This window comes from Chitinophagaceae bacterium (assembly GCA_016713085.1).
Taxonomy (GTDB): Bacteria; Bacteroidota; Bacteroidia; order Chitinophagales; family Chitinophagaceae; genus Lacibacter.
The window spans coordinates 1,280,144-1,296,255 of sequence record JADJPV010000002.1; the positions used below are offsets into that span (position 1 = coordinate 1,280,144).

The following is a 16,112-nucleotide window of genomic DNA, read 5'->3' on the forward strand; positions in this document are numbered from 1 at the left end:
AGTTGATTTATACCCGGAAGTTTGAAAAAAAAGTTTGAAAAAAAGCTCAAAAAACCTGCTGTAGAAAATGGCAGCATTGATTGAAAGGGAACAATCCCTGTGAAGTTTAAGATATACGTTGCAATCTTTTTCATACAGCAATCATCATGAACCTTGGCAAATCGTTAGTAATAATCGTGAAGTAGATTTCTAAAAAAACCAGCTCCAGCAGCAAATCCAAACCGAAAATAAAAAATTTTTTTTATTAATTGTCTTTTTTACAATTATTTTTTTAAACCTTTTCCACACCGTATTTACCGCATGCAATCACTTGTTTACTTATCTTTAATTGATTCTTAGCATTGTATGACAAAATATCAAAAGCAAACCCGCATTCTTGTCGCAGTCGATTGTATCGTTTTCGGATTTGACGGCCAGAAACTGAAAATACTGCTGATCAAAAGAGGTTTTGAACCAGAACGGAATAAATGGAGCCTGATGGGTGGTTTTGTTGAGCCAAATGAAAGTGCTGACAATGCAGCCATCAGAATTCTTAAAATACTTACTGGCCTTGAGGGAGTTTACCTGGAACAGTTTCACACATTTTCCGGTCCTGACAGAGATCCGATAGAACGTACCCTGTCAGTTGCTTATTTTGCATTGATAGATATTAATCAATACGAAAAGCAGATCAGCGAGGAATATCACCCGGAGTGGTTTCCACTTAACAAAGTTCCTGACCTGATATTTGACCACAACGAAATGATGGCAATGGCAAAGGAAAAGCTGCGCTATAAAGCTGCTCTCCATCCTATCCTGTTTGAACTGTTGCCACCTAAGTTTACATTACCGCTCCTGCAAAGCCTTTTTGAAGATGTATATGAAACAAGTTTCGATAAACGTAATTTCAGCCGGAAGATTTTGAGTACAGGGCTGTTGCTGAAACAAAAAGACAAGGATAAAGAAAATTCAAAAAAAGGTGCCTTCTATTATAAGCTCGACAAAAAACATTACCAGAAGAACTTTCATAAGTTCCTTCATTTTATCCCCAATCCAAACGGGCTGATCTGATAACGTTGAGTGGGGAATTTAATTTAGTTAAAAAAGAAAGGGATACATTACTGTATCCCTTCTTTTCTCTCTGTTGATTGAATAATTACTTGCTTGCTATTTCAGTTGTAACTGTTTTGTTGTTTTTGATGTTGAACACTGATGAAGTTGAATTTGCAAGGTTAATGATTTCAATATTTACATTAACTCCTGTTAACTCATCTGCATTCATTTGAAATTTACGGATAATGTTAACTCCTGAAACTCTTTCTTCAAATAATACTTCACCCAGTTCATCTTTTATAATAATTGCATACCTGTTGTTTTCTTTGTTGTTCAGGTTCAGCTGGAACAAAGGTTGATCGTTGAGGTTGCCTGCTACTTTTAATTCTGCTTTTGGAGTTTCTTCTGCTGCTGATGCGGTAAAACCGGTTGTTACTGCTAATAGAGTTAATAGTCCGATTGCTGCACTTTTGATTGTTGTTTTCATTGTTTCTGTATTTTAATTTTTTAAGAATCTGATTTAAAATCTTTCTCTATGTGCAAGTGTCGCCTGGCAGGCAAGGGTCGGTCAAATCTCGGAGATGTGTTACATCAAACTGCAATTATTGCATTGACAGAACAAAAGTAAGCCGCTCAGATTGAGCATGCAACACAGGATTCAGTGGTTTTTATGGCCTTAAATTTCAGAATGAAACGCTAAAATGCCTGTCAGCAAAGGGTTTCAGAAAAATAACTGCATGACGTCCAACACTAAAAAACAAGCTGATTTAAAGCGATAATTAACCTTAAAAACACATTACCGGTTAATATTTTGATTCCTCACTCTTACGTGTACGGTAAATTTTCGGTGACATACCGATAATTGTTCTGAATCGTTTGGAGAAATAATACGGATCATCAAAACCCATGCTGAAGGCAATATCCTTGATGGAGCGGTTGGTGAAATCTAATTGCTGACAGGCTTTCTGCATTTTCATCTGCAAAAAATAATCGATTGGTGCGTAGCCTGTTTTTTGCTTGAAGAGATTGGAAAAACGGGAAACAGAATAATTGTACTGTTTACTCAAATCGTTCAAAGAAATATTATCATTGATGTGCTCCTGCATAAAAAGAATGGCTGTATCAACACAATCCAGTTTATCTGTTGATGAAGCTGCAGAATAATTTCTTGAATTATAAACAAATAATGTCAGGAAATGCGACAGGCACATGTTAGCAAACAGGAGATTGTCGATACTGTAACCCAACTCCAGTGTCTTGTATATTTTGGTGAAGATGGGAATGATGTCGCCATTATTTTTTACATACTCCGGTTTAAAATGTTTCTGTACGGCCTGTATTTCGTTCAAATCTTTCAATGATTCTCCGCCAAAATGAATCCAGTAAATCGTCCAGGGATTATCCGGATTACTTCCGTATGAATGTTCTGTATTCTGCGGCAGAATAAAAAATTCATTTGGCCCAACCTCATATTTCTGTTTCCCCAACTGGAACCATCCGTTACCATCCACACAGTAAAACAGGAAATTTTCAGACAAACCCTTTTTGCGGTAGGTAAAATGATCCTTGGCTTTTGGATAGTAACCTATGGAACAGATATGCAGATGTTTCAGCATCGTATTTCCATGCACCCTCGACTTTAAAATGGTCTTGGGAATTTCAATACGCTGACGACCCAGGCCGTACCAGATATTCTTATGAGAACCTTTTTTAATATCTTCCATAACCTGCAAGCAATAAGATTGAATGGCGAAAATTACTAAAAGAAAATTACAAACAGATTCCTTCTGTTTCCATTCAACGAAAAGACAGCAATTTCTTTTGCCTAAATCATCAGCTCCCGAAAGAATCAAGTAATTTCGACACCATCTAAATCTTCTGAAATGTCTTACATGATTCAAGCCATTGGTAAAAAAATCTCAGCCTTCGTTTTACTCATCTTCATTGCCAGTTCATCTGTATCTGCAGCGATCAAACTGCCCTGGTTCTTTTCAGACAATATGGTGCTACAGCAAAAAACAGACGCAGCCATCTGGGGATGGGCAAAAGCAGGAAGTACTGTGCAGGTGGTTACATCCTGGAATAAGGCAAAGTATTCAGCTAAAGCAGATGATGCCGGCAAATGGAAGTTGAAAGTAAATACTCCTGAAGCAGGTGGTCCATATACAATTACAATCAGTGATGGGACACCTCTTACTTTGAAAAATGTGTTGATTGGCGAAGTATGGCTTTGCAGCGGACAATCAAATATGGAAATGCCGATGAAAGGTTTCAGGGATCAGCCGATCCTTGGCAGCAATGAGGCAGTCTTCAGTTCAGCAAACAGTAATATCAGGTTGTACACTGTTCCCCGTTCTGTGCAACGTACAGCACAGGATACCAGCAAGCAATCATCCTGGAAACAGGCTGAGCCAGAAGCTGTAAGCAACTTCAGTGCAACGGCTTATTATTTTGGCAAGATGTTATACGAACAGCTGCATGTACCTATTGGATTGGTGAATATCAGTTATGGAGGTTCTCCAGTGGAAGCGTTTATGGATGAAGCTACACTCAAATCATTTCCTGAAATCAAAGTACCATCAGCAAGCGACACAGCAAAACTAAATAACCGAGTGGCAACTGTTTTATACAATGGTATGCTGAAGCCCTTCCTTGGTTTTACAATTAAGGGCTGTATCTGGTACCAGGGTGAAAGCAATAATGATCGTGCATTACAATACGAAACTCTGTTCCCGGCATTTGTACAACAGATCCGTCAGCAAACCGGGCAGGGCGATTTTCCATTTTATTACTGCCAGATTGCTCCCTACAATTATACCAACTACTCGGCAGTGAACGCTGCCACTTACAACTCTGCCTATTTACGGGATGCACAACGCAAAGCCTTGGCAAAAATCTCCAACAGCGGTATGGCTGTGTTAATGGATCTTGGCGAGGAATTCGGTATTCATCCAATGGATAAAGCAACAGGCAGCAAACGTTTAGCTTATATGGCATTGGCGAAAACATATGGATTGAAAGGTTTCGGTTTTGAAAGCCCGAATTATGAGTCGATCTCCATCAGCGGCAATACGGTTACTGTTAAATTCAGTGGTGCTCCGAATGGTTTGACTGCTTATGGCAAAACACTTTCTTTGTTTGAAGTAGCGGGAGCAAACAAAATATTCCGTCCTGCAAAAGCTCTTATCAGCGGAGGAACTATAATTGTTTCTTCTCCTGATGTGAAAGATCCTGTTGCGGTTCGTTATGCGTTTAAAGATTTTGTGATGGGCGATTTGTTTAGTACGGAAGGGTTTCCTGTTTCAAGTTTCAGGAGTGATGATTGGTGAGTTACTTTAGATTTTACTATTAACTAAACAGTTCACTGTTTGGGAGATGTCTCGTTCCTCGACATGACGGCACTCCGAGTTTGTTTGGTTTACTTTCAATTGCAGGGTATCGTCACCTCGACGAAGGAGAGGTCTCAAAAAAATTAAACTGTTTGAAGAAAATAAATCGCTGACAGATTCAATAGCTCCGTCAGCGATTTATATTTATAACAACGCATCAGACGAGGGCGTCAGATGCTGACTTCTATTTCAAGAACAATTCCACATCTTTCTTTCTTTCTTCCGGCAAAACAATCAACGAAACAATCATTCCATCCTTCAACTCTGCTTCAACGGTTGTATTGTACGGTGCATGTAATTTAAAATGTACATCCATCTCTTTCGGCCAGGCAGGGAAAAGAAGAATGCGTTTATTATCTGTCTGCATTACCATTTCCTGCAGCCCAATCATTGCACTGCCTCCCCAGTTATGATCGGGTACCCAATCAAAGCCTGGCCCCCAGAATGCAGGAAAACGACGCTCACTGTTTTGCAGTTTTAACGAAGTCAATCGCCATGCCTCACTACTTAATCCTAAACGTGCTGCCCAGATATTATCCTGCTTCCAGCCAATATGACTTCGGAATTTGATCACCAATGTATCATAATTCCAGGTGTTGAGTGCAGTATCCAATCCCGGTTTACCAACTCCATACATCCCCCATGGAAACACAGGATATAATTGTGATGATTCGGTATTATTTACCCGTTCCCACATTTTAGCAGGAGCGATTGTTGTATGACCGTTATAATTTCCATAACTGATTGCAGGAATCCGTTTCAGCAAACTTTCGAATTTCAATTTCTTTTCTGCAGTAAGATATTGTTCAGGCAAAGCCAGTAACCGTTTAGTAATTGTTTGCAGCGCTGCAATTGTTGAAGTAGAATTAGTTGCCATCTTGAATGTTTCAGCCCCACTGCCGGGATACAAAACAAGTTGACCATTCCCATCAAGTCCTTTATTCCCTCTTTGTTTGGCGAGATACTGATAATGCTCATCAAAGAACTGAAGGCAACTAATAATAAAAGGAATCATGTCACTGATGTCTTTTCCTGTATAGGTTCCTTCTTCCAGAATCATCAAACAAAATTCAAAAACAGTATCCCATTCATATTCCAGCCAGGCATTGTATTCAAGACCTTTATCAAAATGCTCCGGACGGTTCTGCCCGTATTCAGCAAAATCAGGTAAGCCATAGTTCTCCATCTGCTCGGTAAAGCATGCACCGCCATGATTCCAGTAAACTTTTGTTCTTAACTCTGCATTTTTTAAAATGCGGAAGTAAAAGTTGAGTTGTGATTGCATCATATCCCAATCACCTGCTTTGATCATGGGGAAATAAACCAGTCGCTGATTTTGTGCAGTATGTAAACCTCCACCCCAGTTCCGATAATCAGGAGTTAATTCATTTTTATCAGTATAAACAGGATCAACAGTTAATAAGCCACCATTGAATTTTGTGGGCCACTCTCCTTTTGCATTACAGGCAAGCATATACCGGAAGAGTTGATAATTCCTTCCTGCTTCCCATGCTGTTTTGCTTTTTTGTAATGGATCAACTTCTATAAAGCTTCTGCTCCAGAATTGATTCCACCATTGCTGCGATTTTTGAAACGCTGTTTTATCCTTACTGACGATCTGCTGTAATGAATCAAGCGAATGTTTCCATGTTTGGATATCCGTTGTTTGTGCATTATGCAGGTACAAACTCAATGAATGCTGTTTTGCCGTTGATTTACTTTTTAAATTCCATGCTTTGAAATCAGTATTGACATAAACGCCTTCTATATTTCCGGCAGGGATAAAATTCTTTCCGCTGAATGAACCACCAAATGCCAGTTGTTTTAATGGATTATATAATTCGTTCTTTACTGATTCCATTCCCTGTTGTGCAACAGTGGCATCAAAAATGGTTTCAATGGTATTGTGATGATAAAATAAAACTTCGTTTCCACTAAAATCAATCACATCTTTTTTATAGACATTATTTTTAGGTGCGGCCCATTTCCATGAGTTAGCGAAGTTTTCTCTGGGTTTTACAATTCTATCCTAGTAACGCCAGCTTTCATAAGAAGCCTCTACATTTATGATTTGCTTGCTGCTGATATCAATATGTGCAACCGGGTGAAATACATCGGCCCATATTTTCACAATTGCTTTAATGCCGTTGTTCTCTCCTTCAACTGTAACATACCCATTCTGCAAATGCAATTGCTGTTGAAAATTTGCTCCGTTGAATGGATTGGGAGAGAGTTTCACCCGTATTCTTCCGGTCTTCATCAATGCATTGTTCTCATCAAAATTGCCGCTGCGTGCAACATAGATGAACAGTTCTCCATTCTCCACCCATACATTCATGCCAATATCACCGCCGCCGCAGGGCATAGATTCAGATGCATTTTTGCTCTGCGTGTTCCAGGTAATATCATAGTTACTTACTGTTTGCTGTGCTGACAGTGAAACAACAGCTGTTGTAAGAAAGATGGATAAAATAAATTTCTTCATTTGTTTATTTTACTGTTAACCGCCGACAGGGTTTGCAACCGCTGTCGGGGTTTGTGTAACCCTGTCGGCGGATGTTTTCCCCGACAGCGGTTTTTAATTATCTAATAATCAGTTTAACCTTACCAACAATACCTGCAGGTAATAAAGGCTTACCACTTAACCTGAAAGGAGCAGTTGTAAAAGTAATTCGTTTCTCCTGTGGCAACATATTATCACCAATCAACCGGTTATGCCATGTATTTGCAACTTCTATCTCAATGGTATTGGTTCCTTTTTTCAAAGCCTTCGTTATGTCGAGAGAAAAAAATGAAGCCCATAATGTACCGCAATCAATCCCGTTTACTTTTACTGTGGCAATATTATAAACAGAATCTAACTGAACAGTTGCTGTCTTCTGATTACTGTCTTCATTCCACTCAAATGTATTAGAATATACTGCTGTACCTGAGTAATATTTTACTGATGAATCAGCAAACAGTGTCCAGCTTTTCAATTCAGTTGTTTCAACAGGTTTTTCAGGGCCTCCATATTTTTTATCGAATTGAATCTTCCATGGTTTTAATGACAAATCGTTTTCTGACCATTCATTGCTGCCGGATACATTATTCGCCCTCTTATTTGTTGAAGAGTTTCTGAATACATAGAAATAAGAATCCCCCGGGCCTATTCCGATTGCGTATGAGCCATCGCTTACTCCCAAATCGAGATAACCAATTTTACCGGAAACTGCATTCCATATTTCCAGGTTTTTCGCTTTAACCCTGAACTTAACATTGAACCCCTGCATTTCAGTTGACTGATTGGAAATAAAATAAATATCTGCGTCAGCTGTTTTACGGTGAGTCCATGCAATACTGTTTGGTTTGAATGGCGTGCGGTTATCTGTCTTGCTGATCTTTACATCTTTTTCGATTCCCAGTTTTTTAAAATCAGCATCAACATAAGGAGTCAGCATCATCTTCCCCTTTTTTCCCGGCTTCAGCATTTCTTTGATGACAAGCTTTACATCACTATCATTATCTTTTAATCCAATTCCACTTACATAATCTTTACTCATCACAATCTTTGCACCGTCTTTCAACAACTGAAGAATTTTCTTCGCCACCCGTAAAGACATGACATGATTGTTGGGATTCATCTGCTGCTGATCAGGAAAAACCAACACTGTATAACTCGCTCCACCCGGCAGCACCACTCTTCCATTCTTCACCTGCATCATCATCAATGCATCAGGATTAAATGAATCATAGGTATAACCATTCAGCGGATCGATCCAGTTTTCCGGATCAGCCATATTTGCTGAATGTGTAACTCCATCAGGTATCTCCCTTTGCGGTTCTCCTTTATTCTGTAATCTTTTTTTCTCGGCTTCTACTTTTTCTTTGCCAAATATCCCGGGCAAAGTATTCACCAAACGATCAGGCAATATAGAACGTCTTGGAACTTCTTCGCCGGTAAACACCGCAATATCAACAACGGGTTCACCCATCTGCAATATTGCCTGGCATCTCGTTAAGTATTCAATCCATGCTTTGCTTTGCTTGAACCATGTTTGATCTCTTTGAAAATACAAACCAACTCCATCCAGTGTCATTCCCGGTTTTTTATCCATCCATGGATTCTGTGCAAATACATGAAAAACTATTTTATTAATCCCTAATGCAAAATTTCTGTCGCCCAGTATTTTTAAACTGCCGGGATGTTCACTCCAATCCATCCGAACTGTGGTAAACGATTCGGCCTGTATAATTTTCTTTCCATAAATATGTGCGCCACTGATGGCATCACGCATATCATTGGGTTTATCATGTGTTGGGCTGTTGAGCCAGAACTCTCCCATCGGAATATCTGTATTCTTATAATGCAGCAATCCATCGCTCATCATGGTTGGAGCAATTGCTTCTGCACTCATGCTGCAACCTTTGCATGCGCTTCATTTTTTAATGTGGTATAAAAAACATCATTCACCAGTTCCGCAATGGTTTCACGAACATCATGCAACACTTTTTCTGATGTTGCTGCGCTCTGCACAGGAATACCTGCCATTGCAAGTAGATAAGGCATCAAATCATAACCTCTTCTTTTTTTGAATTCAGCAGGAAAATTGCTGCTCCAGTTCTCGCTGCCGCATTCCCAGCTGTCAACATGAGAAAGTTTCAATACATTTCTTGCCAGTGCAGTGTCTGTTTCACTAAATGCTTTTGCAAACCAGCTGTTGAATTGAAGTTTAACAGCAGCAGCATTAAACTTGTCGCACTCCAATCCTAAAGCTGCGCCGCCAGTATAATTTGTATGTCCGTTAGATGTATGACCAATTCGCACAATCACCCAGTTACCGGGAGGCGGGGTCCATAAAAGATTTCCGTTTTCATTCATTTTTGTGGTGATATTAATAATGCTGTCAACCGGAATGGCTGATTGATCAGGCACCTGCTCTGCTGTTGTGTTCTTACTGATGCGCCACACAGAACCATTCTTTGATTCATATTGATGAATCACCGGTTCATCAGATAAATAAATACCCATCACTTTCAACGAAGGTTTCCACTTGGCTGCATCCAGATCTTCTGCACCAGGTTCTGAATCATCTTTGTCATATACAAAACGATAGTATTTTGCTGTTGTCAATGGAATTGAATAGGTAACATCTTCATCTGTATCCTGCCAGCCATGCCGTGGAGGATCAAGACGGGTGATTGTTTTAAAATCAATTCCATTCATACTTGTCTGCACAATTAAACGCTGTGCCTGGTAATTATTTCCGCCGGTATGAATTTTAATGGAGCGACATGAGAATGGTTTGGGATATTTATACTGTATCCAGCAACTCGTATCGCTTTTGAATGTTTCAGTTCCTTCATGTGCAAAGGAAAGAAAAGAAGCACGGGTTCCATTGCTGGTTGTAACAGATGGAATCATCACCACTTCACTGAATGCATTGTCGCTGTTGGCAGGATAAGCATACACAGCAATATCTTTATAATAATTTTCATTTGCTTCCGGTTGCGCAAGATTGATTTCTACATTCTCCCCATCCCTGATATACATTTTTGACCATACCAGTTTCTGCATGGAAAGATCAGGAGTAATCCACGGCCCGCCGGCTAATGCAAAACCATCGCTTACATGCATACCCAACTGAAGACCCAAACGTTTTGCTTCCTGCATGGCAAACTTTACCATGGCCCACCATTCAGGTGTTAACTGCCGTACTGTTGGTTGAAATGGAATTTTATGCACCGTATCTTTAATTGGCATGAGATAGGCACCACCAATTCCCACTTCTTTCATTGCTTCAAGGTCAGCAGGAATCCCTTCTTTTGAAACAGCAGCATGCATCCAGTACCAGAACACCCATGGTTTGGCAGATGCAGGAGGGTTCAAAAAATTTTGTTCAAGAGTTCCCTGTCCGTACAGATAATTTGTATTAATTACACTGGCAAGTAAAAAAAATATCAGCAGTATCCTTATTCGCATATGACAGAACCGTTAGTTATTTTACAAACTGCAATTTACTCATTCCTTTGTCAACTGAAGTAGCAACGGCAATTCCCCGATGATCTTTATTATCAACGGCGCAATAGAAATGATAAACCACACCCTTCCATTTCACCACAAAACTCTTGTGTGCGTACTTGGCATCGTACGGTTCGGATGATTTGATGAGATCTTCTCCCTTCCAGTCAGTCCAGTTGACTAAATCGTAACTGCAGGCAAAACGGTTAAAGGTTTCTTTTGGCCGGCTTTCCCAGAAAGCACCAAAATAGAACATCACCCACACATCATTTATCTTTTGCAGCACAGCATCGCCTGTAATACCAACGCCATGTTCCATTACGGGATCGGCATTGTAACGTTTCCATGTGACCATATCGTTACTTACGGCCATACCTATACGTTCAAACCAACGCCATTTGGGTTTGTTTCCGCTGCTGTCCCCATTTGCATTGTAGTACATGATAAATTCACTCCCGAGTGTTTTGTTCCTGTCACGAATCACTGTGCTTTTATACAGCTTACGGTTTTCCCACCAGCGCACATCTTTATCAGTTGAGCTTAATACCGGTTGTGTTAACCTGTTCCATTCATGTGGTTTGGTTGGATCGTTTGTTGTATTAGCGATGCCGATTGCTAAAGGTCCGGATTCATAACCTCTGTCCTTACCACCGATATAACTCATCCAGTATTTTTTCTGAAATTTTTCCAATTGATAATTACCTCCCCACTTTGTATTCTGCAAACCGATATAACCTGCTTTCTGGTTATTATCCCAATCAGCAGTATCAGAAAAACTCATCAACTTACCAAGTGTTTTCCATTGCAGCAGGTCTTTACTTTTTGCGATCCATGTTTCATAACCCCGACCATCAAACTGAATATAGGTCATGTACCAAGAATTTCCCTTGCGAAACACCGAAGGGCAATCAATCTTCTTTGTATCGTTTTCAGGCGTTACAACTAAGCCATACTTGTAAGGTGTTTTTACTTCTTCATATACCTGTTGCATTACAGATGATGGCACTTCTTTTTGAGCATTTGCAACCGCAACACTCAATAGAAAAAATATCAACCACATAAACTTCATATCATCATCATTTTTTGGGGAAAACAATTGTCTCTTTCCCATTTTCCAGATCAATTGCTTTCATTACTTTTTTGCCCTCTGCATCAAAAAAACGCTTTCTTATTCTTTTGCCATCATCTCCAAAACATGTTTCTTCGAATACATAACGAATATCATCGCTGCCATATTTATTTTTTCCGGCAATCCAATAAATCATGAACATCTTAGTCATTCCGTTAAAATGATATTCATGCTGAAAATATTGCTTCGAATTAGGTTCGTAAATTGTTTCTTCCCGCAAATTTCCGTTCAAATAATAAGAAAATTTATGAAGAAGATTTCCACCTGAATCATAAATGGATAAATATTCCACCTGCCTTCGCTGGCTCCATTCAAAAGCAGAATCAGCACTTACCTTTTCAAACATAATTAACGGATCATACTTAGCCATAGATAGAGAAGAATAAACCGGATACCAATTAAAAATTGAATCTTTTGGTGTTCCATAAAAATAGTTACCAGTTGAAATTAAGTTTCCTGATTCATCCCATTTCTGCCTTAACCCATTAAAACCCCTTTGGAATAATTCGTTTCAGAGGTTTTAACTCCTTAATTGAAAATTCAGCAGAAAATCCATTCAAAGTATCATTCTTATAATTAGAAATGCTATGAACCTGTCCGTTCTTATACCAGATAGTTTTTATACCATTGAGCAAACTATCCTTAAAACTGCAGTTGATGATTCTATTTCCATTTTCATCATACATTATCTGATTACCAATAATTTTTCCATCTTCTCGCTTTAAACTAAAAGACGGTTTGCCATTCAGCCACTTGCCGTCATACTTTCCATTCTTAGGTAATTTGGTAAATACATTTCTTAAATAATTTAATGATGAAATTCCTGAAAGATAAGACCATGAAAAATACAACTCACTTGTATCAACAGCAAGAAACTGCTGATTATAACCACAAGGAAAAAGAGTTGGGTATCCATTCCAATCGTTTGCTAAAATAATCCAGCATTCACCCTCCTTAACACCCATATCACAAGATGTATTAACAGAGCTAACCAAAATTTTACTAATGACCCCGCCTTTAAATATTTCAAGTGACTCTACTTCTGCCAACTGATAATATCTCATTGAATTGTCAGTTACTTCAAATGATGATAATTTCTTAACCTTCACTACACTAACATATTTATACGTTGAAATTTTTTCGCTTGTTAAAGGCTCGGTATGGCAACTACATGCTAAAGCAGAGGTAGTAATTAAAAAAGTTAAAAAACCAATAAAAACAGTTTTCATTAAAATTTAATTTTCTTAATAATACTAGAAACAGATCTTTTTGAAGTATTTACCGGTACAAGATAAAATGAATAATGATAATTTTTTGCTTTAATCTGGTATTGCTCCAAAGGTGCTGCCACATCGCTCCAGCTATCGTTACCACCCACACCCATTTGAATAAGATCGATATTGAGTGTGATGAAGCCGGCATCTTTTAGTTTATTGGTGTGCTTTGCATTCTGGATATTTTCTTCTGTATAAGGCCATGCACTCATGCTGAGCAAACTGTCAGCAACAATTAATAAACCATCTTTTGATTTTGGATTGTTTAAGTACATCCATCTTACATCAGTTCTGTTTCCATTTTCCTGGGGCACAACATAAGGTTCCATGAAATCAAAAATGTTTTGATTGTAGATACCAACATCAGAACCATATTTTCTGTCGATATAATTTTCCATCGGGCCGAGGCCAAAATACTCGATTTGATCATAGCTTCTGTTGATTGCCCCCTGCATACCAACTTTGGGAATATTAGGTAAGCCCGGTTTTACATTCAATTTATAATCCACTTTAATAATTCCGCTTTCGCTGATTGTATAATCAACTTTTACGGTTGCACTATCATTGATCAGACTGAAATTAGTTGTAATCATCAGATCACCTGACGCAGAACGACCAACGGTTGTTCCGGTTTGTTTTAACTCATACTCATACCATTGCTTCATTTTTCGCTGTGGCTTCCACCCTCTCTTGTCATTATCAGTAAGTGGACGTTTGAAATGTGGTAAGAATGGTTGAGCAATTTGTTCTTTGCCATTGTACACATAAGAAAATAATCCTCCACCAAAAGTATTCAGAATACGTATGTTAAAATTTTTACCTGTAACAGAAACAGCATTTATACTTTCAGTTACCGCCAGTTTTCCATAAGATTTTGTTTTACTCGGAACAGCATTTGCTTTTTTAAGCTGAAGTTGATTTGATGCAATTTCAAATCCACTTTCTGCCCACCCGCTTGGTTTCTGAACCAGGAATTTCATATCCACATGATACTCTGAGGATGATTTTAGTTTCGGCAACCATCTGGAAACAGGAAATTCAACTGATGTTCCCGGTGCAACAGCAATACCACCAATCAACTGGCTGGAAATAATTTTCCCATCTTCTCTTATAGCAATGTAAGCTGTGTATGCATTTACATTCTTCACTTCACTTCGGTTGATGATACGAATCAACCCTTTTGTTGAATCGGCCCACTCACATTGTATTGGTTGAAAAATACGTTTACATTCATACATCGCTTCCTTGGGTCTTCCGTCAGCCGCAACAACTCCCTTGATGGTAAAATTGTCGAAATACTTTTCACCATAATCACCACCGTAAGCATAATATTTCACTCCTGCAGAATCGGTTTTCTCTAAGCCCTGGTCTTTAAATTCCCAAATGCAACCACCGATTACTCTTGGTATACTTCGCCATTGATCCCAGAAATCTCTTAAGTTACCGGCACTGTTACCCATGGCATGCGCATATTCACAAAAGAAGATCGGACGATGATCGCCGTTCGGTTGATTCACCAGCAACGGTGCTGTATAATCTGATGGATACATCCGGCTGATCACATCAACATAATATTGATCCAGCGGATTCTGAATACGATGCGAATGATCATTTGTTTTTAAATAACGTGGATCAGCCTGATCAATATACCCTTCTTCTTTCGGGCTGCCCATGGCTGGTTCATAATGCAGCGGCCGGGTAATATCAAAGTCTTTGATCCATGCCGCCATCGCTGCATGATTAGGCCCGCTGCCTGCTTCATTACCCAAACTCCACATTACAATCGAAGGATGATTTTTATCTCTTAAAGCCATGCGGCTTACTCGTTCAATATAAGCTGCTGTCCATTGAGGATCATGATCAAGCTTACCACCCAAACCATGTGTTTCTAAATTCGCTTCATCAATCACCATTATTCCAAACTCATCACATAAGTCTAACAGATACGGATCACTTGGATAATGCGAAAGACGAACACAATTAAAATTGAACTGCTTAATGGTTTTTATATCCTGCAGAATATCATCTCTTGTTAATGCCTTACCTCTTATTGGATGATGATCGGGGCGGTTGACCCCATAGAGATAAGTCAACTTTCCATTGATGAGTAGTTTGCTGTCACTCTTTCTGAATTCAATGGAACGAAAACCAAGTTTACAGGTTTTTACCTCCAATACTTTACCGGTGCTGTCTTCCAATGTCAACACCAACTTGTATAAGTTTGGTTCTTCCGGACTCCATTTTTTTGGATTGCTGATGCTTGTTTCCATCAAACCAAATTTCACTCTGTCTAACCGTGGATGAATTTCGTTGATGATCTCATCTGTCTTTTTCGAAAGTGGTTGTTGTAATACAGGTTGATTGTTTGCATCGTACAACTGCGCCTTCAACACATAGCCGGGCATCTCCTTTCCGGTTAAATTTTCGATGCGTGGACGAATACTCAACAATGCATCTTTATAATCCTTATCCAGTTTTGTTTGATAAAAGAAATCTGCAATACGCAACGAAGGTTCTGCGTGCAGATACACTTCACGATGAATGCCACTCATGCGCCACTGATCCTGGTCTTCAAGGAAACTTCCATCACTCCATCGAATTACCCAAACAGAAATCACATTCTCTCCTTCCTGTAAATAAGGTGTAATATTAAATTCGCTTGGCAGAAAACTGTCTTCTGCATAACCGGCGAACTTTCCGTTGATCCATAATTTATAGGCTGAACTTACTCCACCAAAATGCAAACTCACATTCATGTTCCTCCAGTTAGCAGGAACAGTAAATGTTTTTTGGTAGCAGCCTACACCGTTATAATCCTGCGGTACCTGAGGCGGATTCACCGGGCGAAAAGGATATACTGCACTTTTATAAATCGGTTTATCATAACCCTGCATTTCCCAATTGGAAGGAACATTGATTTTCTTCCATCCACCTACTTTGCTTTTATAAAAATCCTTCGGCGCATCAGCAGGTTTTAATGCAAAGGAGAAATCCCAATCACCGTTTAATGAAATGTATCGTCCGCTTTTCGTTCTGTCACCATTCAATGCATCGGCAACAGTTGCAAATGAATAAGCAGTTGCTCTTGCTTGATCCCTGTTAATACCGCTTACCAACGGGTCTTCAAAAGGTTCACGGTTATAAACAGATGGAGCAACGGGGATTGCTGCCGGTGTTTTATCTACCAACTGTGCATAAAGGCCTCCCCAAAAAAAAAGGAGGGGCTTATGAACAGCATAATTATTTGTAATTTTCTTCTCATGGCAAAAACTTTTCTAATAAAAACC

The 16,112-nt window shown here is 39.2% G+C and carries 8 protein-coding genes and 2 pseudogenes; 2 read left to right on the forward strand and 8 right to left on the reverse strand.

Annotated features, from left to right (window positions below; all coding sequences use genetic code 11):
• The first annotated feature begins 345 nt into the window (after positions 1 to 345).
• Entirely contained in the window at positions 346 to 1,050 is a 705-nt protein-coding gene (locus tag IPK31_18545; GenBank protein ID MBK8089757.1) for an NUDIX hydrolase, read from the forward strand.
• Positions 1,051 to 1,135: 85 nt separating this feature from the next.
• Here the strand turns inward: IPK31_18545 and IPK31_18550 are convergent, their stop codons facing one another.
• Together IPK31_18550 and IPK31_18555 are read right to left on the reverse strand one after the other, a co-directional pair.
• Complete coding sequence (locus tag IPK31_18550; protein ID MBK8089758.1) at positions 1,136 to 1,519, reverse strand: hypothetical protein; 384 nt, start codon at positions 1,517 to 1,519, stop codon at positions 1,136 to 1,138.
• Between the two features lie 316 nt (positions 1,520 to 1,835).
• Entirely contained in the window at positions 1,836 to 2,756 is a 921-nt protein-coding gene (locus IPK31_18555; GenBank protein ID MBK8089759.1) for an AraC family transcriptional regulator, read from the reverse strand.
• A gap of 168 nt (positions 2,757 to 2,924) precedes the next feature.
• Here IPK31_18555 and IPK31_18560 point away from each other — a divergent pair, with 168 nt between their 5' ends.
• Entirely contained in the window at positions 2,925 to 4,361 is a 1,437-nt protein-coding gene (locus IPK31_18560) for a sialate O-acetylesterase (GenBank protein MBK8089760.1), read from the forward strand.
• Between the two features lie 244 nt (positions 4,362 to 4,605).
• Here the strand turns inward: IPK31_18560 and IPK31_18565 are convergent.
• From IPK31_18565 to IPK31_18590, 6 genes and pseudogenes are all read right to left on the reverse strand, one after another.
• Positions 4,606 to 6,906 (reverse strand): annotated as a pseudogene (locus tag IPK31_18565) (hypothetical protein).
• 97 nt (positions 6,907 to 7,003) lie between these two features.
• Positions 7,004 to 10,383 (reverse strand): annotated as a pseudogene (locus tag IPK31_18570) (DNA-binding protein).
• A gap of 16 nt (positions 10,384 to 10,399) precedes the next feature.
• Complete coding sequence (locus IPK31_18575) at positions 10,400 to 11,491, reverse strand: glycosylase (GenBank protein ID MBK8089761.1); 1,092 nt, start codon at positions 11,489 to 11,491, stop codon at positions 10,400 to 10,402.
• Between the two features lie 7 nt (positions 11,492 to 11,498).
• Positions 11,499 to 11,921 (reverse strand): hypothetical protein, encoded by a 423-nt coding sequence (locus IPK31_18580; protein MBK8089762.1) that lies wholly within the window; start codon positions 11,919 to 11,921, stop codon positions 11,499 to 11,501.
• 115 nt (positions 11,922 to 12,036) lie between these two features.
• The gene (locus tag IPK31_18585; protein ID MBK8089763.1) at positions 12,037 to 12,780 is read right to left on the reverse strand and encodes a hypothetical protein; all 744 of its coding nucleotides are present in this window, start codon (positions 12,778 to 12,780) and stop codon (positions 12,037 to 12,039) included.
• Positions 12,780 to 16,076, reverse strand: coding sequence for a DUF4981 domain-containing protein (locus tag IPK31_18590; GenBank protein ID MBK8089764.1), 3,297 nt, complete (start codon positions 16,074 to 16,076; stop codon positions 12,780 to 12,782). The genes IPK31_18585 and IPK31_18590 overlap by 1 nt, the downstream gene beginning before the upstream one ends.
• Positions 16,077 to 16,112: the final 36 nt, after the last annotated feature.